Consider the following 26378-nt stretch of genomic DNA (forward strand, 5'->3'; position numbering starts at 1 on the left):
GATGAGCAGAGATCGGTTTTCCCCGCGGTTTCGTTTTGCGTCTTGGCCCAACCTTAGCGTGCCCGCGGTTGCCGCAGGTGTTTATGCAATTTGGAGGGACGACGAACTCATCTATTGCGGCATGTCTGGGCGAGAGATCGACAGCAAGGGAAAGGCCGCGCCCAAGAGGTACGGACTAGTAACCCGCCTCAATAGTCATGCAAGCGGTAGGCTGTCTGGCGACCAGTTCTGTGTCTACGTGGCGAACCGGTTCGTTATACCCTCGCTCAAAGCGGACGAACTTTCACTGTTCGCAAGCGGCGCGCTGACGCTGGATGCACGCACAAAGACATTCATCCACGACCACCTCGATTATGCCTATGCATTGGTCGAAACGTCAGCAGACGCCTACGAGTTAGAACGTGCTGCACGCCGCGGTGCAGTCTTCGGCGTAAAGCCTTATCTCAATCCCCTCTGATGCGGCCAAGGCGAGCGCCCTGTGACCGACCCAAGCATTCGCATCGTTTTGTGGTATCAGTCACGTTTTCGAAAAGGGCGGGCGTGTTTAATCTGCAAGTCACTGCAGATATTCATCTTTTCTAAAGCGTCCCATTGCAGGGCTGGGGCGCTCGTTTAGAGACAAACTGCGTTTGGAGACCAATTCTTTGTGGTTTCGCAGTCTCTATGGGGCGGCCTGTCAGCGTAAACCCCTTTGAAACCAAAACAAAAAAGGCCCCCGCAAGGGCCCATCAACAGTTTCGGCAAGTGTAGGTGGCGGAGGCGGTGGGATTCGAACCCACGGTACGGTCTCCCGTACGCTCAGTTAGCAACCGAGTGCTTTCGGCCTCTCAGCCACGCCTCCGACGATGCCCATTTAACAACGCCGCGCCCTCTGGGCAAGGGTGAAAACACGCGCGGGCTGAATTACGCGGGCAAACGCCCCTCCAGCACATAGCGCAAAATCTGCGCCACCTGCTCGGGGCGTTCCACCACCGCCAAGGCCGCCGCATCCACCTCTTTCAGCGCATGCTGATGCTCGGCCCCGTGCATCACAATCAGCGATTTACCCATCGCTGCCGCCTGTCCCGCGTCAAAGGCCGCATTCCACTGCTTGTATTTGTCGCCAAAGCGAACCACCACCACATCCGCCGCCGCCAGATCCCTGCGCGTGCGGATCGCGTTCAGCTTGGCGCCCTTGTGGTCATTCCAGAACTTGTCGGCCTCCGCCCCCATGATCGCCACCCCGCAATCATCCGAGGCGGCATGGTCCGTCACCGGCCCGGTGAACACCACATCCAACCCCTCGCAGCCCGCAGCCACCTCGGCCCGCCAATCGGAATGAATTTCCCCCGCCAGATAAACCTTCATCATCCCCTCCGCCTTTGCGCGACCTTAACAGCCCCCGCGCCCCGGGCCAACCAGCGACTGCTCGCTGTTTGAAGAAGTGTCAACAAACAACCGGCCAGCCCAATGTCACCTGCGCCAAAAACACGTGCCCCCGCATAACTGACCACGCTACCCATTGCGAAAGACCCTTTAAGGCAATGCATAATGAGTGATCTTTGGACATGGGCAAACGACAACAGCGGCGGGCTGGCATTGCTGGGTGTTGCATTCCCGCTGCTGATCTTGGCAATCGGCTTTCTAGCCAGCCACTTTCGCGCCGTCCCTACCGAGAAAATGCTGCGCGATCCGGCCTCATGGTCCGCTCTTGCGCAGACCTACCAAAGCAGCGGCAGTGATGCTTATTTCCAGTCACTGGATCGCGTCTTGGGCTTTGCCAACCGCTGGTATGGCGAACGCCTTTTGTCTTGGCGTGCTTATGGCACCTGCTTAACCCTCGCCTTTGTTTACCCGCTGCTGGCCTTGCTGATCGGTTGGGGCCTGTTCAACATTTGGGCACCAGCCGGAATTTCGATTTTTCGCGATACTGGTTCGGGGTTTGAACGCGCATTGCGCTTGGTGCTGTTTGCCGCAGGGGCTGCCACAGCCTTGAATATTGTTAAAAACGAAGAAAGTTTTTCGCAGTTTGTGGTTAATAAGCTTTTCAAACCGCTTGACGATCCCAACACCCGGCCCAGTTTTCTATCGAAGGTGGGCCGGGTGTTGGTTGAAGTTCTTGCCTTTGCCTTTGCCTTTGCCTTTGCCGTTGTCGCTGCCGTTGCCGTTGCCGTTGCCTTTGCCGTTGTCGCTGCCGATATTGACGCGGCTTTGATGATCTTTCTCCTCTACGTCCTCCTTCCCGTCCTGAACGCTGCGGCCGACCTGCTGTCACTCGCCATCACCCGCTTTTTTCTGGCAAGGGTTCTTGCGCAAAGGCCCGTCGTCTGGATCATCCTCGCCCAAATGCTGCTGGATCTGGCTTTGGCAGCGTGTTGCTTGCTGTTGCTTCTCGCTGCCCTTGTCGGCGCGCTAGAGATATGGTCCGCCCTTAGCCCCGCCACCGCTCCGCTTGACTGGCGCGCCTTTTGGGCCAGCATCCACGCCGATCCAAAGCAAGGCATCACCCTTTACTTGATGGCCGCTACGACATTGGTCCCGACGCTTGTGCACCTGATCGCAGGTTTGGGGGCTGTCTGGACGCAAAAGTCACGGCTACTGCACCCAGTCGCCGCGAAACTTGCGGCGCAGCCCGTCACAAAACCGTTTGCGGAAATTGAGATTGACCAAATGCTTCGCACCATCGGTCGGGCCACGCTTTGGGGCTATGCCCGCGCGAGTGTTGCAGTCATCCTGCCCACAGCCATTTTGTTGTGGATTGCTTACTCCCTCATAATCTAAATCCAGTAAGGTGGGGGTGCACCCCACCACCCCAAATCACCCCGACTCCCCCCAACAGAACATAAAAACGCGGCCACACCGCTTGTGCGACCGCGTTAAAATTCGGTTAAAATAAATCCCGTTACCTTTGGTTTTCAGTGCCTTAGAATATGAATCGCGCGCGATTCATACCTGCGGAGCATCACTGGTCAGCCGGAAAACAGGAAGTGCAGCACGTCGCCGTCTTTCACCAGATAGGTCTTGCCTTCCACCCGGAATTTGCCCGCTTCCTTGGCCCCGGCCTCGCCGTTTCCGGCGATATAATCGTCATAGCCAACGGTTTCAGCGCGGATGAAGCCCTTCTCAAAATCGCCATGAATGACCCCCGCCGCCTGCGGGGCCAGCGTGCCTTTCGGGATCGTCCAGGCCCGCGCTTCCTTGGGGCCGACGGTGAAATAGGTTTGCAGGCCCAAAAGCTGGTAACCCGCCCGAATAAGGCGATCCAGCCCCGCTTCTTCCAGCCCCATTTCCTCCAGAAACATCGCGGCTTCATCGGCGGCAAGCTGGCTGATTTCTTCCTCAATCCGGGCCGAGATCACGACCATGCCCGCGCCTTGCTTGGCCGCCATTTCCGCCACGCGGGCGGATTGGGAATTGCCGTTCGCCGCCGAAGATTCCTCGACATTGCACACGAACAGCACGGGCTTGGAGGTCAGCAGTTGCAGCAGCTTCCAGTTCCGCTTGTCATCCTCGGCCACCTCGACCGACCGCGCGGGCTTGCCATCCTCCAGCACCTTTTGCGCCATCTGAAGCAGCCGCACCTGATCGCCCGCATCCTTGTCGCCGCCTTTGATCTTGCGGGCCAAGTTCGCCAAACGCCGCTCAATCGATTCCAGATCGGCCAGCATCAGTTCGGTTTCAATCGTCTCGGCATCGGCCACGGGGTCGATCTTGCCCTCGACATGGGTGATGTCATCATCTTCAAAGCAGCGCAGAACATGGGCAATCGCGTCACATTCGCGGATATTGGCCAGAAACTGGTTGCCCAACCCCTCCCCCTTGGAGGCCCCGCGCACAAGCCCCGCGATATCGACAAAGGTCATCCGTGTGGGAATGATCTGCTTGGAGCCTGCAATCGCCGCCAGCTTTTCCAGCCGCGCATCTGGCACCGCCACATCGCCGACATTCGGCTCAATCGTGCAGAACGGAAAGTTCGCCGCCTGCGCCGCCGCCGTGCGGGTCAGCGCGTTGAAAAGGGTAGACTTGCCCACATTCGGCAGCCCGACGATCCCCATGCGAAATCCCATGCTCTTCTCTCCATCCGGTTTCCCGGCCCTCATAGGCCAAAACCCCTGCAATCCGCAAGCAGGACGCTTTGCGCAGCCGGCCGGCTGTGCCATGCTGCGGGCAGGAGGATTTGAGATGAGCTTTACACCCTATCTGCATTTTCAAGGCAATTGCGCCGAGGCGATGGCATTTTATGCCGAGGTTTTCGGCGGCAAGCTGACGATCCGCCGCTATAGCGAGATGCCGGACGCGCCGCCCGAACTGGCCAAAAGCCCGCTGGTGATGAATGCGCTTTTGATGGCGTCGATGGGCATGATGATGGCCTCGGACTACCCGCCCGGCACCGAAGGGGCACCGCAAGCCTCGGTCACCGTCAGCCATTTTGAACCCGATGCCCCGGCGGCCAAAGCGGTGTTTGATCGGCTGATGCAAGGCGGAGAGGAAATCATGGCCTTCGCCCCCACCTTCTGGTCGCCCGGTTTCGGCATGGGCAAGGACCGTTTCGGCACGCATTGGATGATCTCGGTCCCCGGCGCGATGTGAAACGCGGCCTGCGGCGGCCCAAAACCACGTGAGGCATTGATTTCCGCGCCTCGTTTCGGCAAACCGGGCGGTGACATTTATAAGGACGCCACGATGACCCGGATTGACCAGAAATTTGCCGCCCTGAAGGCTTCGGGCAAGAAGGCATTCGTTTCCTATATCATGGCGGGCGACCCGGATGTGGAAACCTCGCTTGCGGTGATGAAGGGCCTGCCGGGGGCGGGGGTGGATATCATCGAGATTGGTCTGCCCTTCACCGACCCGATGGCGGATGGCCCGACGATCCAGCTTGCCGGTCAGCGCGCGCTGGAAGGCGGCATGACGCTGGACAAGACGCTGGCCATGGTGACCGACTTCCGCAAGGGCGATGATACGACCCCGATCGTGATGATGGGTTATTACAACCCGATCTACAGCCGGGGGGTGGATCTGTTCCTGTCCCAAGCCAAAGCGGCCGGAATTGATGGGCTGATCATCGTCGACCTGCCGCCCGAGGAAGATGACGAACTATGTATCCCAGCGCAAAAGGCAGGGCTCAATTTCATCCGTTTGGCCACGCCGACCACCGATGACAAGCGCTTGCCGAAGGTGCTGCAAAACACCAGCGGTTTTGTCTATTACGTCTCGATCACCGGGATCACAGGGGCGGCGGCGCCCGAGGCGGCGGATGTCGCCCCCGAAGTGGCCCGGATCAAGGCCAGGACGGACCTGCCGGTCATCGTCGGCTTTGGCATCACCACGCCCGAGGCCGCCGAGGCGATTGCCGGGATCGCGGATGGTTGCGTTGTCGGCTCTGCCATCGTGAAAGACATTGGCGAGGGTAAACCCGTGGCCGAGGTGCTGGCCCGTGTGGCGGCCCTTGCCGCTGGCGCGCATCGCGGTTGATCCGGGGTCTGCCTTCGGGGTCTGTTTCCGGCTTCCATTTCCGGGCGTAGGGTGGGTGGCAACCCACCGCCCCCGCCCCCCTTTTAGCGAAAGTCTCTGTCATGGTTCTGACCATTCTTGCCCAAATACAGGCTGTCCCCGGCAAAGAGGACGCGCTGATCGCGGAAATGCACAAGCTGATCGCCGCGACCCGGCAAGAGGCGGGCTGCCTGCAATATGATATGCACCGCGACAATGACAAACCCGGCTTTTTCATGTTTTACGAAAACTGGGAAACCCGCGATTTATGGTTGGACCACATGAAAGCGCCACATTTGGCGGCCTATAACGCGGCCACCAAAGGCTGGATCGAAAGCCTGACCTTGAACGAGATGACGCGGGTCGGCTGATCCGCGCAGAACCATAGGGCCACCATGACCACCCTTATCGCCGGGATAGAGACTGACCACCTGCGCCACTTTGCAACCCGCGAAGCCACCCGCTTTGCCACCAGCCGCCCCAATACGCAACATGCGCTGAACATGGGCGAAGGGGCGTTTCTGGCCGGGGTGCCGATGCATTGGATGCGGGATTGGCCGATGCCCTTTCCGCTGCTGGTCGAAAGCGCCAAGGGCGCGCGGATCACCGATGTGGATGGCTTTGGTCTGGATGATTTCTGCCTTGGCGATACCGGTAGCCTGTTCGGCCATTCCCCCGAGCCGGTGGCCAAGGCGGTGGCGCGGCAGGCCAAGTCAGGGCTGACCTATATGCTGCCCAGCCTTGATGCGCTGGAAGCCGGGCGCTTGCTGACCAAGCGTTTTGGCAATTTCCGCTGGCAGATCGCGACGACCGCCTCCGACGCCAATCGCTGCGCCATCCGGGTGGCGCGTGCGGTGACGGGGCGGCCAAAGATTCTGGTGTTCAACGGCTGTTATCATGGCACGGTCGAGGATGTGATGGTCACGCTGGAGGGTGACAAGACCGTGACGCGCGCAGGCATGGTCGGGCAGGTGGCGGACCCCGCGGCCCATGCGGTGGTAGTGGAGTTCAACGACCTCCCGGCGCTGCAAGCGGCTTTGGCCGAAGGCGATGTGGCCGCCGTTCTGGCCGAGCCGGTGATGACCAATTGCTGCATGGTGCTGCCAGACCCGAACTTCTGGCGCACGGTGCGCACGGCTTGCGATGCGGCAGGCACGCTGTTGATCATGGATGAAACCCATACCGTTTCCAGCGGGCTGGGGGGCTGGGCCAAGGGCAACGGATTGCGGGCCGATATGTTTGTGATCGGCAAATCCATTGCCGGGGGCGTGGCCTGTGCGGCCTGGGGCCTTGCGCCCGATCTGGCCCGCCGCTTTGCCGATTACGATGCCGGTCGCGTGCCGGGCCATTCGGGCATGGGCACCACCCTGTCGGGCAACCCGCTGCAATTTGCCGCCCTGCGCGCCAATCTGGGCGAAGTGATGACCCGCAAATCCTATGACCATATGGAAAAGCTGGCCGCCCGGCTGGAAGCGGGCTTGACGACCGCGATCAATGCGGTGCGAGCACCGTGGCATGTGGTGCGCGTTGGTGCGCGGGTGGAGTTTATCTGCGCCCCCGGCCCCTTGCGCAATGGCACCGAGGCGATGGAGGCGCATTGCCCCGCTGTGGAACGCGCCGTGCATCTGGCGCTGGTGAACCGTGGTTGTCTGATTGCGCCCTTTCACAACATGATGCTGATCAGCCCCGCCACCAAAAAGCGGCAGGTGGACAGGTTGATCGCGGCCTTTTCCGAGGTGTTGGACAGTTTGTTCTCATAGGGGTATGGGCGGCAGGCGCAGGGGGGCTTTGCCCCCCTGACCCCCCAAGGTATTTGGACCAAGATGAAAGAAGGGCGGCTTGCGGCCCCCATGCGAAGGATGGAAGCGATGAGCGTTGATGTAAGCCCCTCGGGGTCGGGCGTGGCCGAGGCGGAGGCCTTTCTGGCGGCGCATCCGGAGATTGAGGCGATTGATCTGGTGTTGCATGACGCCAATGGGATTGGCCGTGGCAAGATTATCCGGCGGCATGAATTGCTGGGCTTTTACAAATCCGGGCGGCATTTGCCGATTTCCATTCTGGGATTGGATATTTGTGGTGAGGATGTGCATGAGACGGGTTTGATCTGGGATCAGGGGGATGGCGATCTGCGGGCCTGGCCGGTGCCGGGCACGCTGGTGCCATTGCATGGCACCAAGCCCGCGCGCGCCGAAGTGCTGATGAGCATGTATGATCTGAGCGGCAAGCCGATGACTTCGGACCCGCGCCACGCTTTGCAGCGGCAGGTGGATGCGTTGGCCGCCGAAGGCTTGCGGCCGGCAGGGGCGTTTGAGTTAGAGTTCTTTTTGCTGGCCAATGATCGCGGCCCTGATGGCCGGGTGCAACCTGCGCGCGATGTGTTGGACGGACGGGCGAGTGCCAAGACCGAAGTCTATTCGGTGGACCATCTGCATGGCATGTTGCCCTTGTTTTCCGATATTTACGCCGGGGCGGCGGCGGCGGGGATCAAGGCCGAGACGATGATCTCCGAATACGCGCCGGGGCAGTATGAGCTGACCTTGCATTACCGCGAGGATGTGATGCAGGCCGCCGATGATCTGATGCGGCTTAAGCGGATCGTGCGGGCGCAGGCGCGCGCGCATGGGGTGACAGCCTGTTTCATGGCCAAACCGGTGGAGCAATATGCAGGCTCTGGCATGCATTTTCATGTGTCGATGCTGGATAAATCCGGGCGCAACGTGTTTGTCGAAGCGGTTGAGGGCGAATGGTCGCCCACCATTCTGCATGCGATTGGCGGGCTGCGGGCGACGATGGCAGAGTCCATGCTGGTTTTTGCCCCGCATGCCAATTCATGGCGGCGGTTCGTTGGGCAATCCTATGCGCCGGTCAGCCCGTCTTGGGGGGTGAACAACCGCTCTGTCGCTTTGCGGATTCCGGCAGGCGACATCAAGGCGCGGCGGATTGAGCATCGCCCGGCGGGGGTGGATGCCAACCCCTATCTGGTTGCCGCCACTGTCTTGGCTGGTATTCGCGCGGGGCTTGCGCATCGCGTCGATCCGGGGCCGGAAACCACGGGCAACGGCTATGACGGGGCCGAGGCGGGGGATATGCCGGTCGATTGGCGCGGCGCGATTGAGGCAGCGCGTGAGTCGCGCTTCCTGCGGGATGCCTTGGGCGAGGATATGCACCGCACTTTTGTCGCCATCAAAGCGGCCGAATATGCGCGGGTGGCGCAGACCATTTCGGACGTGGATTACGACCTGTATCTGCATAGCGTGTAACCTGCGCGCGCATTTGGGGGCTTGCTGCCAAGACAGTTGCCTTGGGCTGTGAATATTGGTAAGGAAAACTTACCACACCCAACGGAGGCCCCCATGCCCGTGATTACCTGTATCGACGACCTCAAGCGGCTGCACAAAAAGCGGACGCCAAAGATGTTTTACGATTATGCGGAAAGCGGCAGCTATACCGAGCAGACCTTTCGCGAGAACACATCGGATTTCGCGCAACTGCGGCTTCGCCAGAAGGTCGCGGTGGATATGTCGGGGCGCAGCACGGCCAGTGAGATGATTGGCGAAAAGGTGGCGATGCCGGTCGCCTTGGCCCCGGTTGGGCTGACGGGGATGCAGCACGCCGACGGCGAGATTCTGGCGGCGAAAGCGGCAGAAAAGATGGGCGTGCCCTTTACCCTGTCGACCATGAGCATCTGTTCGATCGAGGATGTGGCCGAACACACCACCAAGCCGTTCTGGTTTCAGGTTTACACCTTGAAAGACGATGATTTCATGAACCGTTTGTTCGAACGGGCGCGGGCGGCGAACTGTTCAGCCATCGTGATCACGGTCGATTTGCAGATCATGGGGCAGCGGCACAAGGATTTGAAAAACGGCTTGTCCGCGCCGCCGAAACTTACCCCCGCTTCCATCGCGAATATGATGACCAAGGTGCCATGGGGGCTGGAGATGCTGCAAACCAAGCGGCGGTTCTTTGGCAATATCGTGGGCCATGCCAAAGGGGTTTCGGACCCCTCCAGCCTGTCATCCTGGACCGCCGAGGCCTTTGACGAGAGCCTGGATTGGAAGCGGATTGCCAAGTTCAAGGAAATGTGGGGCGGCAAAGTGATCCTGAAAGGCGTGATGGATGCCGAGGATGCCCGCAATGCGCTGGCCGTGGGGGCCGATGCGATTGTGGTGTCCAACCATGGCGGGCGGCAGTTGGATGGCGCGCTTTCGTCGATCCGGGCGTTGCCGGGCATTGTCGATGCGGTCGGAGACAAGATCGAGGTGCATATGGACAGCGGCATCCGGTCGGGTCAGGATGTGCTGAAGGCACTGTCGCTGGGGGCGAAGGGCACCTATATCGGGCGCGCCTTTGTCAATGGTTTGGGCGCGATGGGTGAGGCCGGCGTGACCAAGGCACTGGAGGTGATCCAGAAAGAGTTGATCACGACGATGGGGCTGGTGGGCGAACGGTCGATCAGTGACCTTGGGCGGCACAACCTGTTGATCCCCAAAGGGTTTGAAGGCGACTGGGTGGAATAACCCCACCCCGTGATTATCCCGCTTTGCGCAGCAGCGGGGCCAGCGCCACCACCGCCAGCAATGCCACGGCGGTAAAGCCAAACGCCGCCCGCAGCCCAAAGCTGGCGGCGATAAAGCCGATCATCGGCGGGCCGAAGAAATAGCCGAAATAGCCCAGCAGCGTGGCCCGTGCCACAGCGCGCGCCCGTGCCTCGGGCGGCGCCATTTGCCCGACCAGCGTAAAGGCGGTCGGGGCCACGACCGACGCGCCAATACCCAGAACGATAAACCCGGCATAGGCCATCGCCGGGTTTACAGCCAAAGCCGCAATCATCGCGCCCAAGCCTGCCACCACCGCGCCCGCGGTCATCAGGCGCTGCGGGCTGATCCGTGCAATCACGCCTTGGCCTGCCAGCCGCGCCACCGCCATGGTCAGTGCCATCGCCGCAGGCCCCAGCGCCCCTTGGGCCGGGCTGCCGCCCAGCGTTTGTTCGACATGCAGCGCAGACCAGCTTTCGGCGGCATTCTCGGACAAAAAGGCGATCAGCACGATAGCGCCGCCAATCACTGCCACGCGGCCCAAACCAGCGGCGTTTGCGTCCTTGGGTTTGGCCAGCCCGTCTATCCGGCCATCCGCCTCATACGAGGCCAGCCCCAGCGCCAGCGCCAGAAGGGCGGCGACCAGCATCACCTGCCCCGGCCCCCAAGCGGCGGCCCGCAAACCGCCGCTGATCAACGCCGATCCGGCATAGCCCAGCGAATAAGCGGCGTGGCACAGGTTCATCAGCGAATGGCCGCGCGCGTTTTCCATCGCGGCCACGCGCGCATTCATCAGCACATCCAGCGTTCCCGTTGTCGCCCCGCACAGCGCCATCGCTGCGGCAAAGGCCACAAGCATCAACCCACCCGCAACGGGGGCCTGCCCCGGCAGCATGAAGGCCAAAGCCATCGCCAGACTGGCAAGCGGCAAGGCAAACCGCCCCAGCGCCACACCCGTGGCAGGGGCCAACAGCATCGCCAGAACCGCCGCGATTGGCGCACCAAGGATCAGCAGGCCCAAGCCCGCTTCATCCACGCCCAACATGGTCTTGATATCCGGCAAGGTTGCGGCATAGCTGCCCCACAGCACGCCCATCGCCGCAAAACTTGCCAGCGCCGGACGGCTGGCGACAAGGGTGGCCGGGAAGGACATATCACGCTCCAGATCGCTGCTGTGGTCCTAGCGCCGATGCCAAAGGGCGGCAAGACCTGCTTTTTGCCACGATTCCCCGGCGATCCGGCGCGATTTCACCTTTCCCCTGCGGTGATTCCCCGCTATAGCCCCCCCGTCGCACCGCACACCCTTGGAGGGCGGTGGGCTTAACATATGGAGAATTACAATGGCAAAAGAGATCCCGGATCTTGTAGCCGAGGTTCGCGCGGGGACAGGCAAGGGGGCCGCCCGCCAAGCTCGTCGTGATCAATTGGTACCCGGTGTTGTTTATGGTGACGGCAAAGAGCCGCTGGCCATCAGCATGAAGTATAACTACCTCATCAAGCACCTGAAAGCTGGCCGCTTCTTGTCCACGCTGTTCAACCTCAAGGTTGAAGGCGAAAAGGACGTGCGCGTTATCTGCCGTGACGTTCAGCGTCACGTTGTAAAGGATACACCTTTGCATGTGGATTTCATGCGTCTGCGCGCCAACAGCCGGATCAACCTGTTCATCCACGTGACCTTTGAAAACCACGAAAAAGCACCGGGCCTGAAAAAGGGCGGCACGCTGGTTGTGGTGCGCAACGAGGTTGAATTGGAAGTGAATGCGTCCAACATCCCGGACCATATCACCGTTGATCTGACCGGCTTGAACGTGGGTGACGTTATCCACATCAACGACATCACGTTGCCGAACGGCGCCAAGCCGACCATCGACCGGAACTTCGTGATCGCCAACATCTCGGCCCCGTCCAGCCTGCGTTCGTCGGGTGACGACGAAGCCGAAGACAGCGCCGAAGAAGGCGAAGAAGAATAATCTGACCCATAGGGTGAGGTTTGAAAACGCGGCGGCCTCTGGCCTGCCGCGTTTTTTCATTTTGATACGGCGCGGCGGGTGATATCCAGACGCCAAAGGCAAAAGGGCGCATGTGATGAAACTGTTTGTGGGCTTGGGCAATCCCGGTGCGAAATATGCAGGGAACCGGCATAATATCGGCTTCATGGCGCTGGACCGGATCGCCGCCGACCATGGCTTTGGCCCCTGGAAAAAGGCGTTCAAGGGGCTGGCCACCGATGGCCGGCTGGGGGCAGAACGGGTGCTGCTGTTGAAGCCCGAAACCTTCATGAATCTGTCGGGTGAGGCGGTGCAAGCTGCGATGACCTTTCACAAGATCACCCCCGCCGATGTGATCGTGTTTCATGATGAGCTGGACCTCGCCCCCGGCAAGATGCGCCAGAAGCAAGGCGGCGGCCATGCGGGCCATAACGGCCTGCGGTCCATCCATGCCCATATCGGCGAGGCCTATGGCCGCGTGCGGCTGGGCATCGGGCATCCCGGCCATAAGGACGCGGTTGCCAATTATGTTCTGCATGATTTTGCCAAGGCCGATCAGGACTGGCTTGATGACCTGCTGCGCGGGCTGTCGGACGGCGCGCCTTATCTGGCCGCAGGCGATGGCGCGAAGTTTTCCAATGCGGTGGCCCTGCGCACCGCCCCGCCGCGCCCGTCAACTGGCCAGCAAACCGACCAACAGACAGGCAAGGACAAGCCCGCAGACGCCGTGAAACCCGCCCCCGTAGCAGAGCAGGCACCCGACAGCCGCAGCATGCTGCAAAAACTCGCGGACCGGTTCAAGTGAGCGCCCGCGTCCGCGACAGTTTTCGCACGCAAGCCGATGCCTGTGCCGCCCTCGGCTCTCCCTTTACCGCGCGATTGCTGCGCCTGCTGGCCGAAGGGCTGGAACCCGGCACAGCGGTTGCCGACCGGGTGTTGGGCTGGGTGGGGGAGCCTTCTGCCCGCGGTGATGCGCTGGGGTTGCGGCTGGCGGGGGGCCTGCATGCTTTGGCCTTGCAGGGGCGGCCGATTGCGCTGCAAAGCCTCTATGCCGACCCCGCGCGCTATACCGATATCGAGATGCTGGCCGTTTTGCTGGACAGCCTTGATGCAGAACCCGATCACCTGCTGACATGGCTGGACAGCGCGCCGCAAACCAATGAGGTGCGCCGCTCTGCCGCGTTGATCGCCGCCGGGCATTGGCTGGCGGCGCAGTATGGCCTGCCCATGGCGCTGTCGGAACTGGGGGCGAGCGCGGGGTTGAACCTGAACTGGGACCATTATGTGCTGGATATTGGCGCGTGCTTTGGCGACCCGTCCAGCCCGCTGCGCCTGACGCCGGACTGGCGCGGGGATGTGCCGCCCCGCAGCCAGCCTGTGGTGGTGGCACGCCGCGCCGTCGATCTGAACCCACTGGATGTGACCGCCGACGGCTTGCGCATCCGCTCTTACATCTGGGCTGACCAGCCGCATCGCATGGCACTGACCCAAACCGCGATAGATCTGGCGCAGGGTATCACGGTAGAGCGCGGCGATGCCGTGGCATGGTTGGAAACCCGGCTGGCAAGCCCGATGCCGGGGCGCTTGCACCTGATTTATCATACCGTAGCCTGGCAGTATTTCCCCGCAGCCCTTCAAGCGCGGGGCGAGGCGCTGCTGCAAGCCGCAGGCGCGCGGGCCACGGATGCCGCCCCCTTGGCGCATCTGTCGATGGAAAGTGACGGGCAAGAGCCAGGGGCGGCACTGGTGCTGCGGCTGTGGCCGGGCAATCGGGTTATCGCCTTGGGGCGCGTGGATTTCCATGGCCGCTGGGTGGATTGGCAAGCCCCCGCCGCCTGATCCCGTCCCCTGACCCCGCCGCCTTGACGTAACGTCCACACCCAAGCCCAGCCTTGCGCCACGCCCGCGCCTGTGGTCCCCTTTCGCAAAGACCAACGGGGGAACCAATGCGCAAAATCGGCAAATTCCTTGGCGTGCTGCTGCTGATCATCGCCGCAGTCGCGATCTGGAAACGAGAGGAGATTGGCCGGCTGCAAGCGGTGCTTGGCCTGTTCAAACCCGAACAGATTGTCCAGAATTTCAGCCATATGGACGCGGCGTTCCTGACCCGCAGCATCGCGGTGGCCCCGCCTGTCATGCCCCTGCCGCAGGGCGCCCCCATGCCCGCCATTGATGGGCTGGAGGCTTGGCAAGAGGCGCGCAGCGTCACCGCAATGGTCGTTTTGCACGACGGCGCGCTGGTGGCCGAGACTTACCGCCTTGGCACCGGCCCCGATGACAAGCGCATTTCGTGGTCGGTCGCCAAAAGCTATCTGTCGGCGCTATTTGGCATCGTGCAGGCCGAAGGGGCCATTCAGTCGCTGGATGATCTGGTGACGCAATATGTGCCGGGACTGGTCGGCACCGCTTATGACGGGGTGACAGTGCGCGATGTGCTGACCATGCAATCGGGGGTGAAATTCAACGAAGATTACCTCGATTTCTGGAGCGATATCAACAAAATGGGCCGCGTGCTGGCGCTGGGACAATCCATGGATGGCTTTGCCGCTGGCCTGACCGAACGCGAACGCGCGCCGGGGGAGGTATGGCAATATGTCTCGATCGACACGCATGTGATCGGCATGGTGATCCGGGGTGCCACCGGGCGCGGCATTGTGGACCTGATGCAGGAAAAGCTGATCGGCCCGATGGGGCTGGAGGCCGCCTCCTATTACGTCACCGATGGTCTGGGCGAACCCTTCGTGCTGGGCGGGCTGAACCTGATCACACGGGATTATGCGCGGATGGGGCAGTTGTTTCTGGACATGGGGCGGCGCGGCAATACCCAGATCGTGCCCGAACTCTGGGTCAATCTTTCCACCGCACCGCAGGCCAATACGGCTGATGGCGCGATTGGCTATGGCTATCAATGGTGGGTGCCGCAAGGGGCAGAGCCGGGCGAATTTCTGGCGCGCGGGATCTATGGGCAGTATATTTACGTCAATCGTGCCACAGGCGTGGTGATCGCGGTGAATTCGGCGGATCGGGGCTTTCGCGAACCGGGTGCCTATGAAAGCAATATCGCGATGTTTCGCAAAATCGCCTCGGCCTATCGCTAGGCCTGCACCGAACCAGACGAAAGGACGAACCGGATGACTGACGCCAAAGCCGCCTCGATCAATGTATTGGGCACTGCGCTGGAGGGTTGCTCCTCTACGCCGCTGACCGGGTTCTTCCGCAACGGCTGCTGCGATACCGGCCCCGCCGATCACGGGGCCCATACGGTATGCGCGGTGATGACGGCAGAGTTTCTGGCCCTGTCGAAATATCTGGGCAATGACCTTTCGACCCCCCGTCCCGAATACGGCTTTGCCGGGTTGAAACCGGGGGATCGCTGGTGCCTTTGCGCCGGGCGCTTTTTGCAAGCGCATGATGAAGGGGCTGCGCCAAAGGTCAATCTGGCCGCCACCCATATCCGCACACTGGATATCGTTCCGCTGGATATCTTGCAGCGCCACGCCTTGCCGTAACAGGGCCGCGCGATGATCCGGGCGCTTTGCATCACGATCAGCCTTCTGGCCGCAGGGCCGCTTCACGCCGAGGAGGTGAAGGTGGCGGATATTCCCGGCGACCTGATCACGCAATCCATCGCAGGCATCAGCGCAACCAACGGCATCGACGCGCTTTATGCCGCTTGCCCCGCTGATATCTATGCCAGCCAGACCAGCCTGTGGCGCAAGCTGCTGCGCGGCGACAGTTCAATCACCTATGCCTTCTGCAAGGAAAATTTCGGGCGGTGCCAAAGCCTGTGCCTTCAAGAAGATGACGCGCGCGCCTGCACCCATATGGCCCGCGTGCTGGAGTTTCGGGACGAGGAGGGCGCGCGCGTCGCATCACGCAAGACCTATGCTTTGGCCTGCGCCTTGGGGCGGGCGGGCGGCTGCACCAATCGCGGCGCGGGGTTGCGAAACCGCACGGTCGCAGGGGACCCGATGCAAAGCGGTGATGTGGCTCTGGTGCCTTGCCTCTTTCGCAGCTTCGAACAGGCCTGTGCCGAAGGCGATAGCTGGGGCTGCGCCATGTCGGGCCAGACCTATCAATTGGGCGAAGGTGTTTCCGCCGATCCGGCACAGGCGAAACGGTTGTTCCTGCAAGCCTGCGACCTGGCCTCCAGCCCCAAATTTGCCGCCTGCGTTTTCGCCCAAGACAAGCTGAAGGCCATGGCGGCAGACTAACCCCTGCGACAGCAAGGCGCTTGCCCTGATGCCCGCCACGGCCTAACCCTTGATGCATGAGCTTGGCACGTTTTCCCATCACCCCGGATCAGATCGACCTTGTGGTCGAACGCTTTTACGCGCGGGTGCGGGCGCATCCGATGCTGGGCGCGGTCTTTGCGGTGCATATCAAGGATTGGCCCACGCATGAGGCCAAGATCGCCCGGTTCTGGCGCAACGCCATTCTGTTTGAACGCGGCTATGACGGCAATCCGATGCAGGTGCATCAGGCCGCAGGCAATGTGCGCCCCGGCATGTTTGACGCATGGCTGGCGCAGTTTGATGCCACCTTGGCCGAAACATTGCCCGAAGACACCGCGCAGCAATGGTCTGCCCTTGCGCACCGCATCGGGCGCGGGCTGCGGATGGGGCTTGCCAATCACGGTATTTCGAACGGGCCTCCGATCTTGCGCTAAGGGCGGTCAGGCCGCGTCCTTTGGCACATCGGCGGGTCGTATTTTCGAATCCTCTGCCATCAGATCTTCGATGAATAGCGACAACAGTTGCGGCCGCCCGCCAACGCCCGCCTTGCGGTAAATCGCATTGGTCTGCGCCTTGATCGTGCCTTCGCTGGTGCCGCGCAGTGCCGCGATTTCCATGGTGGACATTCCTTTGATGGCGAACAGGGCAACGTCACGCTCTGCCGGGGTCAAGGCCCATTCGGCGAACCGTTCTTCCAACAGGGCCATGAAGGCACCCGATGCCCGCCGAAGTTTCTCTTCGGCGCGACGGCGCTGCACCAAGGACGTTCGCAGCGCCCAAGCCCCCAGCACAAGCCCCAGAACCAAGCCTGTGGCGGCCCCGATCTCCAGCAACTCGCGCAACTCCCAGGCCAAGGGCTTGGAACGCAATCCAAATAGAGACGACAAAATATCCGAGACGAAAAAAATCGCGCAAGCGGCCTGAACCGCGAAAATGATGAAAAGTGTGAGACGTTCTTTCACGTGTCCTGCCTCGCTGTGCGGTCAGTCGTCGTCGTCATCATCATCGCCGCCCCCGTCACCCTTGCCGGATTTGTCATCGCGGTCTTCGTGATCGTCGTCGTCGTCGTCGTCGTCGTCGTCTTTGTCGTCGTGATCATCATCGTCATCCCCCGATGCGCCACCATTCGAAAGAACGCCGCCCGATGACCCGCCACCAGAACCCGCGGCCTCTGCGATCCACAAGTCACGCAGTATTTCGTTCGTTCTTGGGTTCAGAATGATCTCTCGGCGGCCACCGTTGCCGACAGCCACAATACGCGTGCGCCCCAGAAACGTGCGGCCAACCGTGATCCGCTTGAACCCACGCCGTTTTAGTTGCGCGACCACATTGTCGGCAAGGCTATCGGCAAGCGCCGGCATCGCTGCGGACAGCAGCGCGACGACACCAAGCCCAAGAAGTTTCCGTCGGTTCATTTCCGGCCCTTTCGGTCAGCACCTGTGCTGCACCACGTCTCGCGCAGCTTGCCATCTGGATGCCACGCCAATCGCCCCGGCAAGGCCGGGGCGTCGCAAAGTCAACTGTCGTCGCGATCAATCGTCATCGCCGTCGTCACTATCATGATCGTCCGACCCGCCATGATCGTCGTCGTGATCATCGCCCGCATCGTGGTCGCTGTCATCATCGGAATCAGAGGCGTCGCCCCCGTCCCGATCATCACTGCGGTCACTGTCTTTGTCATCGTCATCGTTGCGGTCAGCGGTGCTGTTGTCATCATCATCGCTGCTGCTGATGTCGCGCCCACCGTCCGCGACCCGGACAAAATCGCGGTCGCGCGTGCGGATGCTGACACCGGGCCGGGTGTTTTCACCGCTGTCGACCATGTAGCTTTCGCTTTTGAGAACATTGCCCGTGGCGCTGTCGACGATCCGTTCGATCTTGTTGGTGCCGCGAATGGCCTCCACCTTGATCTGGGTGGGCCCGACACGCACCTCGACGCGGGTATACCCTTCAGCTTGCAGGTCCGTCACAATCTCGTCTGCGGTGATTGCATATGCCATTTGCCCCGCAAGAACGGCGCCCAACGTCAGGGCCAAAACACGTTTCATCATGTCTTCGTCTCCTCTTTCTGTCCGACCCTCGACCCATCATGTCGGCGGCAAGGTCGCTGTGATTAAGACGCCATTAGCGGCGACACCCACACAAAGGCAGCGTTTGGCACAGAGGTATATTTCCCCGAAGTTTAGAGGCGGCGCTATCGGCTTTGGGTTTGTGGGCATAAACTTCGGTTTAGAACGCCGCCCAAGGCCCGTTGGATAGGTTGAGATCATGAAAAAGCCCGCACCGTTGGCGCGGTGCGGGCCTGAAACCGACGGATCGGCATTTGGTTTATGTCTGACCTCAGATCTTCATGTCAAAGCCAAGGTGCTTGGCGACGGTAAAGATGTCCTTGTCACCACGTCCGCACATGTTCATCACGATGATATGGTCGGCAGGCAGGGTCGGCGCGATCTTCATCACATGGGCCAGCGCGTGGCTGGGTTCCAGCGCCGGGATGATGCCTTCCAAGGCGCAGGAAAGCTGGAACGCCTCCAGCGCCTCTTTGTCGGTGATCGAGACATATTGCGCGCGGCCCGTGTCATGCAGCCAGGCATGTTCCGGCCCGATGCCGGGGTAATCCAGCCCCGCGCTGATCGAGAAGCCTTCGAGGATCTGCCCGTCATTGTCTTGCAGCAGATAGGTGCGGTTGCCATGCAGCACGCCGGGCCGACCCCCGGTCAGCGAGGCGCAATGCTCCATCCGGTCATCCACGCCTTTGCCGCCAGCCTCGACCCCGATGATGTTTACCGATGGATCATCAAGGAAGGGATAGAACAGACCCATCGCGTTGGACCCGCCACCAATGGCTGCGATCACGGTATCCGGCAGGCGGCCATCGCCTTCCTGCTCGGCCAGTTGCCAGCGGGTTTCCTTGCCGATGATCGATTGGAAATCGCGCACCATCGCCGGGTAAGGCGCTGGGCCAGCCACGGTGCCGATGCAATAAAACGTATCGCGCACATTGGTGACCCAATCGCGCAGCGCGTCATTCATGGCGTCTTTCAGCGTGCCGCGACCCGATGTCACCGGCACCACCTCGGCCCCCAGAAGCCGCATGCGGAACACGTTGGGGGCTTGGCGTTCGACATCATGCGCGCCCATATAGACCACGCATTTCAACCCGAACTTGGCGCATACCGTGGCCGTGGCCACGCCATGCTGCCCGGCACCGGTTTCCGCGATGATGCGGGTCTTGCCCATGCGGCGCGCCAGGATGATCTGGCCCAGCACGTTGTTGATCTTATGCGCGCCGGTGTGGTTCAACTCATCCCGCTTGAGGTAGATTTTGGCACCGCCCAGATGTTTGGTCAGGCGTTCGGCATAATACAGCGGGCTGGGGCGGCCGACGTAATGCTTCCACAGATCGTCCATCTCGGCCCAGAAGCTTGGGTCGGTCTTGGCAAATTCATACCGCTCTTCCAGTTCCAGAATCAGCGGCATCAGGGTTTCGGAGACAAAGCGCCCGCCGAAAATGCCGAAACGCCCGGCTTCGTCCGGGCCGGTCATGTAGCTGTTCAATCCGTCTTCGGCCATGTCACTGCCCCCCGTTTGATCTTGTGATGCGGCGCCAGAACATTGGCCCCGTGAAAAACCCAATAAAGCCACCGATGGCGAAAAGCAAAGCCGCACCCAAGGGGCCGCCCATGCCAAAGCCCAGAAGCCCCGAAAGGCTGCCAAGCGCCAGAAGGCCGCAAAGACGGATCGCCAAGCTGATGATGCGTGCCATGTTGTGCCTTTTGCTGCGCCGGTTCAAAGGATGATCTAGCGCAGCCGAAGCGGGTTGAAAACCTTTTGCGTGGGTTTGCATGGGTCACGGCGGAATTTAGGTATTTGGGCCAAGATGAAGGGGGGCGGCGCGCGCAAATTTTAGATAAATGCGCGTGATTTAGTCGAGGCGTTTCTTGAAGCCGATATGCGAGGCGGTGAAGCCTGCGCGGGTGTAAAAGCGATGCGCGCCTTCACGGCTTTGGTCAGCGGTGAGTTGCAGCAAGGTGCAGCCCGCGTGACGGGCGCGCATTTCGGCATCGCGCATCATTGCGGCCCCCACCCCTTCGGAGCGAAGTTTCGCAGCCACGCGCACCGATTCGATCTGGGCGCGGCGGGTGGCGCGCAGCGAGAGGCCGGTGATGAAGGTAAGTTGATAGGTGGCCACGACGCGGCCATCTGCCTCCCCCACGATCAGGCTGTTGCCATATTCATAGGACATGGCGTCGAAGGCCGCATAGTAAGGCGTCATATCATCGCTTTCGCGGGTGGCCCCCAGCGCATCCTCGGCCAAGAGGGCGACGATGGCGGGCACATCCGTGCGCAGGGCTTCGCGCCAGCGGATCATGCGGTTGCCGCCGTGACGAAAGCGGCCATCAAGGCTGCGTCTTTGACGCCCGGCGCGGTTTCGACGCCCGAGGCAACATCAACCTGACGCGCGCCGGTCAGTCGGATCGCCTCGGCCACATTTGCAGGGGTCAGCCCACCTGCCAGCATCCAAGGCTTCAGCCATTTGCGCCCCACCAGCAAGCGCCAGTCAAAGCTGATGCCATTGCCGCCGGGCAGCACAGCGCCTTTGGGTGGTTTGGCGTCGATCATCAACTGGTCGGCGGCCAGCGAATAGTCCATCAAGCCGGCCAGATCGCTTTCATCGGCCACGCCCAGCACCTTCATCACCGGCAGGCCATAGCGGCTGCGCAGTTCGGCCACGCGGTCCGGCGTTTCATGGCCGTGCAGTTGCAACATATCCAGCGGCACCGCGTCCACGATCGCGTCAAGCGCGGCATCTTCGGCGTTCACGGTCAGCGCGACCTTGGCAAGGCCGGGCGGCGCGGCGAAGGCCACCTCGCGCGCTTGGTCCAGTGTCAGAAACCGGGGGGATTTGGGAAAGAAGTTCAGCCCCGCATAATGGGCCCCGGCTGCGACCACAGCCGCAACATCGGCCGCAGAGCGCAGCCCGCAAATCTTGACGCGAATATCTGCCATGGGTCAGCCCGCTTTGGCGGGGCGGTCCAGCAATGCGAGAACGTCATCCTTCTGGCCGGGGTTGCTGCGACGCAGCTCTTCCAGCTCCCGCTCCAGCCTTGCGACTTCACGCGCGCGGCTGCTGGCCGTGGCCCGGATACGGTGTTCGCGGAACCATTCCCAGACAAAGCCGATCATCAGACCAACGATGATGCTGCCGAAAATCACCAGATACAGCGGCAGCGACAGCGCATAGTTGAAATCGGCAAAGGCGGCGATATCTGCGGGCAAGGCATTCAGCGTGACATGCCCGCGATTGGCAATCGCCACCGTCAGCAAAACAACCGCCAAACCGGCGAGAAACAGATACCGCAGATACCGGATCATAGGGGCCTTACCTTCCGTTCAATCGGTCGCGCAGCAGCTTGCCGGTTTTGAAGAAGGGGACTTTCTTGTCCTCTACCTGCACCGATTCACCCGTGCGCGGGTTTCGCCCGGTTCTGGCATCCCGAGACTTCACGGAAAACGCGCCAAAACCGCGCAGTTCAACCCGGTCGCCGCGCGACAAGGCTTCAATAATCTCTTCGAAAACCGTGTTGACGATACGCTCTACATGGCGCTGCGTCAGATGCGGGTTTTCATCCGCGATCTTTTGGATCAATTCCGAACGGATCATCCGTCTTCCCCCTGGTGATACAGACGGTCTTTGCGCCGCCGTTTTTTTATCCTCTGACTATAGGGAAAAATCGCCCTCTGACAAATAGGAAAACCAAGCAAGTCCGTGCAAAGACGCACATAAGTAAGGGGCCCCACCTTTCGGCAGGGCCCCAAAACCATCATTTATCAACTGGATCAACGCTAGATCAGTTTTTGTCGCCTTTCAGCGCTGCACCCAGAATGTCGCCCAAAGAGGCGCCCGAATCGGACGAACCGTATTGTTCCACGGCTTCTTTCTCTTCGGCGATCTCGCGTGCCTTGATCGACAGACCCATGCGGCGGGTCTTGGGGTCGATGTTGGTGACGCGCACGTCGATCTTGTCGCCAACGCCGAAACGCTCGGGGCGCTGGTCGGCACGGTCACGCGACAGGTCGGACCGACGGATGAACGACTTCTGGCCGTTGTAATCCACTTCGATGCCGCCTTCTTCGATCGCGGTCACTTCGACCGTGATGATGGAGCCGCGCTTCACGCCGTCAACCGCATCGGTGAAGGTGTCTTCACCAAGGGCTTTGACCGAGAGGGAGATACGCTCTTTTTCAACGTCCACTTCGGTAACAGCGGCCTGAACCGTGTCGCCTTTGCGGTAGTTCTGGATCGCATCTTCGCCGCGCTGGTCCCAGGACAGGTCGGACAGGTGAACCATGCCGTCGATGTCGTTTTCCAGACCGACGAACAGACCGAATTCGGTGATGTTCTTGACTTCACCTTCGATGTTCGTGCCAACCGGATGGGTTTCGGCAAAGACTTCCCACGGGTTGCGCTGGGTCTGCTTGAGGCCCAGGGAAACGCGGCGCTTGGCGCTGTCGATTTCAAGAACCATGACGTCGACTTCCTGGCTGGTGGAAACGATCTTGCCGGGGTGCACGTTTTTCTTGGTCCAGGACATCTCGGAGACGTGAACCAGACCTTCAACACCGGCTTCCAGCTCTACGAATGCGCCGTAATCGGTGATGTTGGTGACGCGGCCCTTGTGAACCGTGCCAATGGCGTATTGCGTTTCAACCGCATCCCACGGATCCGACTGCAACTGCTTCATGCCAAGGCTGATGCGGTGCGTGTCTTTGTTGATCTTGATAACCTGAACCTTGACGGTTTCACCGATTGTCAGAATCTCGGACGGGTGGTTGACGCGGCGCCATGCCATGTCGGTGACGTGCAGCAGGCCATCAACGCCGCCCAGATCAACGAACGCACCGTATTCGGTGATGTTCTTGACCACGCCGTCAACGGTTTGGCCTTCGGTCAGGTTGCCGATAACTTCTGCACGCTGCTCCGCACGCGATTCTTCAAGGATGGCGCGACGCGACACAACGATGTTGCCACGACGGCGATCCATTTTCAGAATCTGGAACGGCTGCTTCATACCCATCAACGGGCCAGCGTCACGCACGGGGCGCACGTCAACCTGGCTGCCCGGCAAGAACGCAACAGCGCCGCCCAGATCAACGGTAAAGCCGCCTTTGACGCGGCCAAAGATGGCGCCGTCAACACGGGTTTCATCGGCATAGGCGCGCTCCAGACGGTCCCATGCTTCTTCGCGCTTGGCCTTATCGCGCGAGATTTGTGCTTCGCCACGTGCGTTTTCCACACGGTCGAGGAACACTTCGACTTCGTCGCCGACCTTGATGTCTGCGGTGCCGCCGATATCAGCAAATTCTTTCAGATCAACGCGGCCTTCCATTTTGTAGCCGACGTCGATGATGGCCTGGCCCGCTTCAATCGCGATAACCTTGCCTTTGACAACAGACCCTTCCTGAGGGGTGTCAATTTCGAGGCTCTCTGCCAAGAGTGCTTCGAATTCTTCCATAGAGTTCATAGTAGCCATTAAAATCAGTTTCCTTTTCGTCTTTTTTCACTGGCCTTGCGGTTGTCTCCGCCGGTCTTTGGATGGGGCCTTTGCGGAAAACCAAAAGCGCGCCGGAATGCGGCACGCGTCAGAATCCCCCTTGGGTTGGGCGCTCTATAGGCCGTTTGGCCCTTGCTGGCAAGGGAAAGGCGCAAGCCGCCACGCCCCAGCGGCACAGGGCAAAGACAAAGCGTCAGACGGCGGCGGCGCAAAACAAAATTGACTCCCCGATCATCCGGGGGGCAAGCTTCACTGTGTCAAAGTAGGAGGTTTTTCATGTCACTATTGCTTCTTGGCCTATTGGGCGCTGCCATTCTTGGGACTGTCGTGTTTGATGTTTTCGGCAAGGATGACAGCAACGACACCGATACCGATCCCACACCCGTCGAAGAACCGGGCGAAGCCCTTCACTTTGACGGGTCCGGCACGCTAGAGGGAACCGAAGGCGACGATACGCTTGCTGCGGGCCAAGACCCTGATTTGGCACCAGAAACCATCAACCTGTTTGGTGGTGACGATACCGCGACAATCGACGTTCCCTTCGACATCACGGTCAATGGCGGCGCAGGTGATGACACCCTGACCAGCACCAATGTCGGCAACACGCTTAACGGCGGCGATGGCGATGACCGGCTTTCGGGGATCGACGCGACCAGCATGTATGGCGGGGCGGGCAATGACCACATCACCTTTGACAGCGATGTAGAGTTGAACGATTCGGTGGCCCGGATCGACGGTGGCGCTGGTGACGACCGTATCGAGGTTTTCGCGGATGCGGGTGTGAACACGGCAGATCGTGGCGGCGCCTTTATCACGGGGGGCAGCGGGTCTGACGAATTCAATGTCGTGCTTGATTTGCAAAACAGTCAGGATGACGCGCAGATTTTGGACACGCAGATCGCCCGCATCGGCGACTTTGACCCGAATGAAGACAGCCTGCGCATTGAAATCGAGCGCAATGACGCAACCGCCGACCGGGGCGTGGTGGTAGAGCTTGAACAGACCGAAGTGGATGGAACCTACACATCACAAATCACCCTGACCTTCGCCGAAACCGCAGCGGCGACAGAGGCGGTGGCAACCCTGACCGTCCTGAGCGACGGGCCTTTCGGCCTTGCCGATATTCAGCTTGTCGGGGTCTGATCTGGCAGCCAGCCCCAAGGCGTAGACGGCCCCGCATTGCCTGTGGGGCAGGGGCACACGGCCCGATCTTTCAGGCCGTGTGCTTGCCGGTTTTGGGTTTACTCGACCACGGTCACAAATTCATCCATCGGGCGGCGCACCTTTTTCGCCCCCTTCAGCCAATCGCCTTCGGCCGCGCGATAGCCCACGGGCAGAATGGCCACGGTTTTCAAACCGCGCTTGGCAAGGCCCAGCAATTCGTCGAATTTCTCGGGGTCAAAGCCTTCCATCGGGGTAGCGTCCACCTCCTCAAAGGCGGCGGCGGTAACGGCAAGCCCCAGCCCGATATAGGCCTGACGCGCGGCATGTTCGAAATTCGTGCGCGCGTCACGCGGCAGATACATGCCTTTCAAACGGTCATAATAGCCGGACAGCGTGTCCGATTTCATGCCACGCACGGATTCTGTCAGCTTCAACACGCTGTCGATCCGGTCCTCGGTGTAATTGTCCCATGCGGCGAATACCAAAACGGCTGTGCTGTCCGTCACCTGCGTCTGACCGAAGGCCGCCTCTTGCAGCTTGGCGCGCAACTCGGGGTTTTTCACCACGATCACCTCAAACGGCTGCAACCCGCTGGAGGTGGGCGCAAGCCGCACCGCCTCCAGAATCCGGTCCAGCTTGTCCTGCGGCACCTTTTTCGACGGGTCCATTTTCTTGGTGGCATAGCGCCAGTTCATACGCTCTTGCAGCATAGTCGTTTCCTTTTCCGGCACAGCAATGCGCCTGTTGTTCTTGCCTGTCACAGCTATGGCGTTGCTGATGTGCGTTAAAGACAGTTTTGCGCATAACATCTGTGCGAAAATCGCATAACGGCTTGGCGGCGCTTACTTCAGCGCGGCGGTCACGGCCCCTACAATTTCATCCGACATTGGCCGCTTGTTCGAGGGCCAAGTGCCTGCAATCGCGCCGTTCCGGTCAATCAGCACCTTGTTGAAATTCCAGCGCGGCACAAAACCTGCCTCGGCCTTCAGCCATTGATAAACCGGATGCGCGGCAGAGCCTTTGACCGGGGTGATATCGGTCATCGGCAGGGTCAGGTTGTAATTGATCTGGCAGAATTCAGCGACCTCGGCGGCGCTGTCCAGCTCTTGCCGGAAATCATCCGAAGGCACGGCAAGCACCACCAAACCCTGATCGCGATAAGTATCATACAGCGCCTGCAACGCCTCATACTGCGGGGTGAAGCCGCAAAGCGAGGCGGTGTTGACCAAAAGGATCGGCTGGCCCGCCCAATCGGCAAGCGAAAGCGTGCCGCCGTCGATGGATTGAAACGGCGCGTCGGGCGGGGCGGCAAAGGCGGCACCCGTCAGCGCAACAGTCAGGGCGGCGGCTGTCAAGGCGGCGGGCAGGGTTGGTTTGGTCATGCGATCCTCCATCACTTTGGGGGTTATACGCAGGGCCACGGCC

Annotated in this window: 31 protein-coding genes and 1 tRNA gene; 16 read left to right on the forward strand and 16 right to left on the reverse strand. The window is 60.8% G+C overall.

All coding sequences use genetic code 11. The annotated features are described in order from the left end of the window. Window position 1: 1 nt before the first annotated feature. Complete coding sequence (locus EGN72_RS04135) at window positions 2–457, forward strand: hypothetical protein (RefSeq protein WP_127045385.1); 456 nt, start codon at window positions 2–4, stop codon at window positions 455–457. A 294-nt stretch (window positions 458–751) separates the two neighbouring features. On the opposite strand, the gene EGN72_RS04140 is transcribed toward EGN72_RS04135, so the two are convergent. Together EGN72_RS04140 and EGN72_RS04145 are read right to left on the reverse strand one after the other, a co-directional pair. After that, window positions 752–841: transfer RNA gene (locus EGN72_RS04140), tRNA-Ser, on the reverse strand. Window positions 842–903: 62 nt separating this feature from the next. Further along, window positions 904–1350, reverse strand: a complete 447-nt coding sequence (locus EGN72_RS04145) for a YtoQ family protein (RefSeq protein ID WP_127045386.1) — start codon at window positions 1348–1350, stop codon at window positions 904–906. Window positions 1351–1530: 180 nt separating this feature from the next. Here EGN72_RS04145 and EGN72_RS04150 point away from each other — a divergent pair, with 180 nt between their 5' ends. Continuing rightward, window positions 1531–2760, forward strand: a complete 1230-nt coding sequence (locus EGN72_RS04150) for a hypothetical protein (protein WP_127045387.1) — start codon at window positions 1531–1533, stop codon at window positions 2758–2760. A gap of 188 nt (window positions 2761–2948) precedes the next feature. Here EGN72_RS04150 and ychF read toward each other — a convergent pair whose 3' ends face one another. Continuing rightward, the gene (gene ychF, locus EGN72_RS04155) at window positions 2949–4046 is read right to left on the reverse strand and encodes a redox-regulated ATPase YchF (protein WP_127045388.1); all 1098 of its coding nucleotides are present in this window, start codon (window positions 4044–4046) and stop codon (window positions 2949–2951) included. Window positions 4047–4161: 115 nt separating this feature from the next. On the opposite strand from ychF, the gene EGN72_RS04160 reads away from it, so the two are divergent. The 6 genes from EGN72_RS04160 to EGN72_RS04185 all read left to right on the forward strand — a co-directional run bounded on the left by EGN72_RS04160 (window position 4162) and on the right by EGN72_RS04185 (window position 9992). Continuing rightward, entirely contained in the window at window positions 4162–4569 is a 408-nt protein-coding gene (locus EGN72_RS04160; protein ID WP_158623135.1) for a VOC family protein, read from the forward strand. 93 nt (window positions 4570–4662) lie between these two features. After that, window positions 4663–5454 carry a tryptophan synthase subunit alpha gene (trpA, locus tag EGN72_RS04165; protein ID WP_127045390.1) on the forward strand — a complete coding sequence of 264 codons (792 nt, stop codon included), beginning with the start codon at window positions 4663–4665 and terminating at the stop codon, window positions 5452–5454. 101 nt (window positions 5455–5555) lie between these two features. Continuing rightward, the gene (locus tag EGN72_RS04170; protein ID WP_127045391.1) at window positions 5556–5843 is read left to right on the forward strand and encodes a putative quinol monooxygenase; all 288 of its coding nucleotides are present in this window, start codon (window positions 5556–5558) and stop codon (window positions 5841–5843) included. Window positions 5844–5867: 24 nt separating this feature from the next. Next, window positions 5868–7232 (forward strand): aspartate aminotransferase family protein, encoded by a 1365-nt coding sequence (locus EGN72_RS04175; RefSeq protein ID WP_127045392.1) that lies wholly within the window; start codon window positions 5868–5870, stop codon window positions 7230–7232. 108 nt (window positions 7233–7340) lie between these two features. Beyond that, a complete protein-coding gene (locus EGN72_RS04180) occupies window positions 7341–8732 on the forward strand; it encodes a glutamine synthetase family protein (RefSeq protein WP_127045393.1) in 1392 nt (463 codons plus the stop codon). A gap of 93 nt (window positions 8733–8825) precedes the next feature. Then, complete coding sequence (locus EGN72_RS04185; protein ID WP_127045394.1) at window positions 8826–9992, forward strand: alpha-hydroxy acid oxidase; 1167 nt, start codon at window positions 8826–8828, stop codon at window positions 9990–9992. A gap of 13 nt (window positions 9993–10005) precedes the next feature. On the opposite strand, the gene EGN72_RS04190 is transcribed toward EGN72_RS04185, so the two are convergent. Then, window positions 10006–11163, reverse strand: coding sequence for an MFS transporter (locus EGN72_RS04190; protein WP_127045395.1), 1158 nt, complete (start codon window positions 11161–11163; stop codon window positions 10006–10008). A gap of 187 nt (window positions 11164–11350) precedes the next feature. Between EGN72_RS04190 and EGN72_RS04195 the strand changes: the two genes are divergently transcribed. The 7 genes from EGN72_RS04195 (at window position 11351) to EGN72_RS04225 (ending at window position 16667) form a co-directional block, all read left to right on the forward strand. After that, entirely contained in the window at window positions 11351–11980 is a 630-nt protein-coding gene (locus EGN72_RS04195; protein ID WP_127045396.1) for a 50S ribosomal protein L25/general stress protein Ctc, read from the forward strand. 115 nt (window positions 11981–12095) lie between these two features. After that, window positions 12096–12803 carry an aminoacyl-tRNA hydrolase gene (pth, locus tag EGN72_RS04200; protein WP_127045397.1) on the forward strand — a complete coding sequence of 236 codons (708 nt, stop codon included), beginning with the start codon at window positions 12096–12098 and terminating at the stop codon, window positions 12801–12803. Further along, entirely contained in the window at window positions 12800–13837 is a 1038-nt protein-coding gene (locus tag EGN72_RS04205; RefSeq protein ID WP_127045398.1) for a DUF2332 domain-containing protein, read from the forward strand. Before pth ends, EGN72_RS04205 begins: the two co-directional genes overlap by 4 nt. 107 nt (window positions 13838–13944) lie before the next feature. Next, the gene (locus EGN72_RS04210) at window positions 13945–15096 is read left to right on the forward strand and encodes a serine hydrolase (RefSeq protein WP_127045399.1); all 1152 of its coding nucleotides are present in this window, start codon (window positions 13945–13947) and stop codon (window positions 15094–15096) included. Window positions 15097–15129: 33 nt separating this feature from the next. Beyond that, window positions 15130–15507, forward strand: a complete 378-nt coding sequence (locus EGN72_RS04215; protein WP_127045400.1) for a DUF2237 family protein — start codon at window positions 15130–15132, stop codon at window positions 15505–15507. A gap of 12 nt (window positions 15508–15519) precedes the next feature. Then, window positions 15520–16212: a sel1 repeat family protein gene (locus tag EGN72_RS04220; protein ID WP_127045401.1), complete on the forward strand. Its 693-nt coding sequence runs from the start codon at window positions 15520–15522 to the stop codon at window positions 16210–16212. A 56-nt stretch (window positions 16213–16268) separates the two neighbouring features. Next, a complete protein-coding gene (locus EGN72_RS04225; RefSeq protein ID WP_127045402.1) occupies window positions 16269–16667 on the forward strand; it encodes a group III truncated hemoglobin in 399 nt (132 codons plus the stop codon). Between the two features lie 6 nt (window positions 16668–16673). Here EGN72_RS04225 and EGN72_RS04230 read toward each other — a convergent pair whose 3' ends face one another. The 10 genes from EGN72_RS04230 to rpsA form a co-directional block, all read right to left on the reverse strand. Then, window positions 16674–17087 (reverse strand): helix-turn-helix transcriptional regulator, encoded by a 414-nt coding sequence (locus tag EGN72_RS04230; protein ID WP_370323160.1) that lies wholly within the window; start codon window positions 17085–17087, stop codon window positions 16674–16676. Between the two features lie 129 nt (window positions 17088–17216). Beyond that, on the reverse strand, window positions 17217–17648 hold the full coding sequence (locus tag EGN72_RS04235; protein WP_127045404.1) for a hypothetical protein: 432 nt from the start codon (window positions 17646–17648) through the stop codon (window positions 17217–17219). A 117-nt stretch (window positions 17649–17765) separates the two neighbouring features. After that, complete coding sequence (locus EGN72_RS04240) at window positions 17766–18284, reverse strand: PepSY domain-containing protein (protein WP_127045405.1); 519 nt, start codon at window positions 18282–18284, stop codon at window positions 17766–17768. Between the two features lie 289 nt (window positions 18285–18573). Continuing rightward, window positions 18574–19806, reverse strand: coding sequence for a tryptophan synthase subunit beta (trpB, locus tag EGN72_RS04245; protein WP_127045406.1), 1233 nt, complete (start codon window positions 19804–19806; stop codon window positions 18574–18576). Between the two features lies 1 nt (window position 19807). After that, a complete protein-coding gene (locus EGN72_RS04250; RefSeq protein ID WP_127045407.1) occupies window positions 19808–19999 on the reverse strand; it encodes a hypothetical protein in 192 nt (63 codons plus the stop codon). 159 nt (window positions 20000–20158) lie between these two features. Next, entirely contained in the window at window positions 20159–20605 is a 447-nt protein-coding gene (locus EGN72_RS04255; protein ID WP_127045408.1) for a GNAT family N-acetyltransferase, read from the reverse strand. After that, window positions 20602–21243 carry a phosphoribosylanthranilate isomerase gene (locus tag EGN72_RS04260; protein ID WP_127045409.1) on the reverse strand — a complete coding sequence of 214 codons (642 nt, stop codon included), beginning with the start codon at window positions 21241–21243 and terminating at the stop codon, window positions 20602–20604. Before EGN72_RS04260 ends, EGN72_RS04255 begins: the two co-directional genes overlap by 4 nt. A 3-nt stretch (window positions 21244–21246) precedes the next feature. Continuing rightward, a complete protein-coding gene (locus EGN72_RS04265) occupies window positions 21247–21609 on the reverse strand; it encodes a lipopolysaccharide assembly protein LapA domain-containing protein (RefSeq protein WP_370323163.1) in 363 nt (120 codons plus the stop codon). A gap of 7 nt (window positions 21610–21616) precedes the next feature. Continuing rightward, window positions 21617–21898 carry an integration host factor subunit beta gene (gene ihfB, locus EGN72_RS04270; protein WP_022704589.1) on the reverse strand — a complete coding sequence of 94 codons (282 nt, stop codon included), beginning with the start codon at window positions 21896–21898 and terminating at the stop codon, window positions 21617–21619. A gap of 187 nt (window positions 21899–22085) precedes the next feature. Beyond that, entirely contained in the window at window positions 22086–23750 is a 1665-nt protein-coding gene (gene rpsA, locus EGN72_RS04275; RefSeq protein WP_127045426.1) for a 30S ribosomal protein S1, read from the reverse strand. A gap of 315 nt (window positions 23751–24065) precedes the next feature. Between rpsA and EGN72_RS04280 the strand changes: the two genes are divergently transcribed. Further along, the gene (locus tag EGN72_RS04280; protein ID WP_127045410.1) at window positions 24066–24932 is read left to right on the forward strand and encodes a calcium-binding protein; all 867 of its coding nucleotides are present in this window, start codon (window positions 24066–24068) and stop codon (window positions 24930–24932) included. Window positions 24933–25030: 98 nt separating this feature from the next. On the opposite strand, the gene EGN72_RS04285 is transcribed toward EGN72_RS04280, so the two are convergent. After that, on the reverse strand, window positions 25031–25663 hold the full coding sequence (locus tag EGN72_RS04285) for an NAD(P)H-dependent oxidoreductase (RefSeq protein ID WP_127045411.1): 633 nt from the start codon (window positions 25661–25663) through the stop codon (window positions 25031–25033). 132 nt (window positions 25664–25795) lie between these two features. Then, a complete protein-coding gene (locus EGN72_RS04290) occupies window positions 25796–26335 on the reverse strand; it encodes a glutathione peroxidase (protein ID WP_127045412.1) in 540 nt (179 codons plus the stop codon). Between the last annotated feature and the right edge of the window lie 43 nt (window positions 26336–26378).

This window comes from Pseudorhodobacter sp. E13, assembly GCF_003991405.1.
In the GTDB taxonomy this organism is placed as follows: domain Bacteria; phylum Pseudomonadota; class Alphaproteobacteria; order Rhodobacterales; family Rhodobacteraceae; genus Pseudorhodobacter.

Excerpts from the sequence above, each read along its gene's own strand:
- EGN72_RS04175 (WP_127045392.1), top strand. The coding sequence starts at position 5,868 with ATGACCACCCTTATCGCCGGGATAGAGACTGACCACCTGCGCCACTTT.
- EGN72_RS04250 (WP_127045407.1), bottom strand. The coding sequence starts at position 19,999 with ATGGCACGCATCATCAGCTTGGCGATCCGTCTTTGCGGCCTTCTGGCG.
- ychF (WP_127045388.1), bottom strand. The coding sequence starts at position 4,046 with ATGGGATTTCGCATGGGGATCGTCGGGCTGCCGAATGTGGGCAAGTCT.
- EGN72_RS04225 (WP_127045402.1), top strand. The coding sequence starts at position 16,269 with ATGAGCTTGGCACGTTTTCCCATCACCCCGGATCAGATCGACCTTGTG.
- EGN72_RS04285 (WP_127045411.1), bottom strand. The coding sequence starts at position 25,663 with ATGCTGCAAGAGCGTATGAACTGGCGCTATGCCACCAAGAAAATGGAC.
- EGN72_RS04240 (WP_127045405.1), bottom strand. The coding sequence starts at position 18,284 with ATGATGAAACGTGTTTTGGCCCTGACGTTGGGCGCCGTTCTTGCGGGG.
- rpsA (WP_127045426.1), bottom strand. The coding sequence starts at position 23,750 with ATGGAAGAATTCGAAGCACTCTTGGCAGAGAGCCTCGAAATTGACACC.
- EGN72_RS04150 (WP_127045387.1), top strand. The coding sequence starts at position 1,531 with ATGAGTGATCTTTGGACATGGGCAAACGACAACAGCGGCGGGCTGGCA.
- EGN72_RS04145 (WP_127045386.1), bottom strand. The coding sequence starts at position 1,350 with ATGATGAAGGTTTATCTGGCGGGGGAAATTCATTCCGATTGGCGGGCC.
- EGN72_RS04185 (WP_127045394.1), top strand. The coding sequence starts at position 8,826 with ATGCCCGTGATTACCTGTATCGACGACCTCAAGCGGCTGCACAAAAAG.
- EGN72_RS04180 (WP_127045393.1), top strand. The coding sequence starts at position 7,341 with ATGAGCGTTGATGTAAGCCCCTCGGGGTCGGGCGTGGCCGAGGCGGAG.
- EGN72_RS04235 (WP_127045404.1), bottom strand. The coding sequence starts at position 17,648 with ATGAACCGACGGAAACTTCTTGGGCTTGGTGTCGTCGCGCTGCTGTCC.
- EGN72_RS04260 (WP_127045409.1), bottom strand. The coding sequence starts at position 21,243 with ATGGCAGATATTCGCGTCAAGATTTGCGGGCTGCGCTCTGCGGCCGAT.
- EGN72_RS04265 (WP_370323163.1), bottom strand. The coding sequence starts at position 21,609 with ATGATCCGGTATCTGCGGTATCTGTTTCTCGCCGGTTTGGCGGTTGTT.
- EGN72_RS04220 (WP_127045401.1), top strand. The coding sequence starts at position 15,520 with ATGATCCGGGCGCTTTGCATCACGATCAGCCTTCTGGCCGCAGGGCCG.
- EGN72_RS04290 (WP_127045412.1), bottom strand. The coding sequence starts at position 26,335 with ATGACCAAACCAACCCTGCCCGCCGCCTTGACAGCCGCCGCCCTGACT.
- EGN72_RS04190 (WP_127045395.1), bottom strand. The coding sequence starts at position 11,163 with ATGTCCTTCCCGGCCACCCTTGTCGCCAGCCGTCCGGCGCTGGCAAGT.
- EGN72_RS04255 (WP_127045408.1), bottom strand. The coding sequence starts at position 20,605 with ATGATCCGCTGGCGCGAAGCCCTGCGCACGGATGTGCCCGCCATCGTC.
- EGN72_RS04170 (WP_127045391.1), top strand. The coding sequence starts at position 5,556 with ATGGTTCTGACCATTCTTGCCCAAATACAGGCTGTCCCCGGCAAAGAG.
- EGN72_RS04195 (WP_127045396.1), top strand. The coding sequence starts at position 11,351 with ATGGCAAAAGAGATCCCGGATCTTGTAGCCGAGGTTCGCGCGGGGACA.
- trpA (WP_127045390.1), top strand. The coding sequence starts at position 4,663 with ATGACCCGGATTGACCAGAAATTTGCCGCCCTGAAGGCTTCGGGCAAG.
- EGN72_RS04280 (WP_127045410.1), top strand. The coding sequence starts at position 24,066 with ATGTCACTATTGCTTCTTGGCCTATTGGGCGCTGCCATTCTTGGGACT.
- pth (WP_127045397.1), top strand. The coding sequence starts at position 12,096 with ATGAAACTGTTTGTGGGCTTGGGCAATCCCGGTGCGAAATATGCAGGG.
- EGN72_RS04210 (WP_127045399.1), top strand. The coding sequence starts at position 13,945 with ATGCGCAAAATCGGCAAATTCCTTGGCGTGCTGCTGCTGATCATCGCC.
- EGN72_RS04135 (WP_127045385.1), top strand. The coding sequence starts at position 2 with ATGAGCAGAGATCGGTTTTCCCCGCGGTTTCGTTTTGCGTCTTGGCCC.
- EGN72_RS04215 (WP_127045400.1), top strand. The coding sequence starts at position 15,130 with ATGACTGACGCCAAAGCCGCCTCGATCAATGTATTGGGCACTGCGCTG.
- EGN72_RS04160 (WP_158623135.1), top strand. The coding sequence starts at position 4,162 with ATGAGCTTTACACCCTATCTGCATTTTCAAGGCAATTGCGCCGAGGCG.
- trpB (WP_127045406.1), bottom strand. The coding sequence starts at position 19,806 with ATGGCCGAAGACGGATTGAACAGCTACATGACCGGCCCGGACGAAGCC.
- ihfB (WP_022704589.1), bottom strand. The coding sequence starts at position 21,898 with ATGATCCGTTCGGAATTGATCCAAAAGATCGCGGATGAAAACCCGCAT.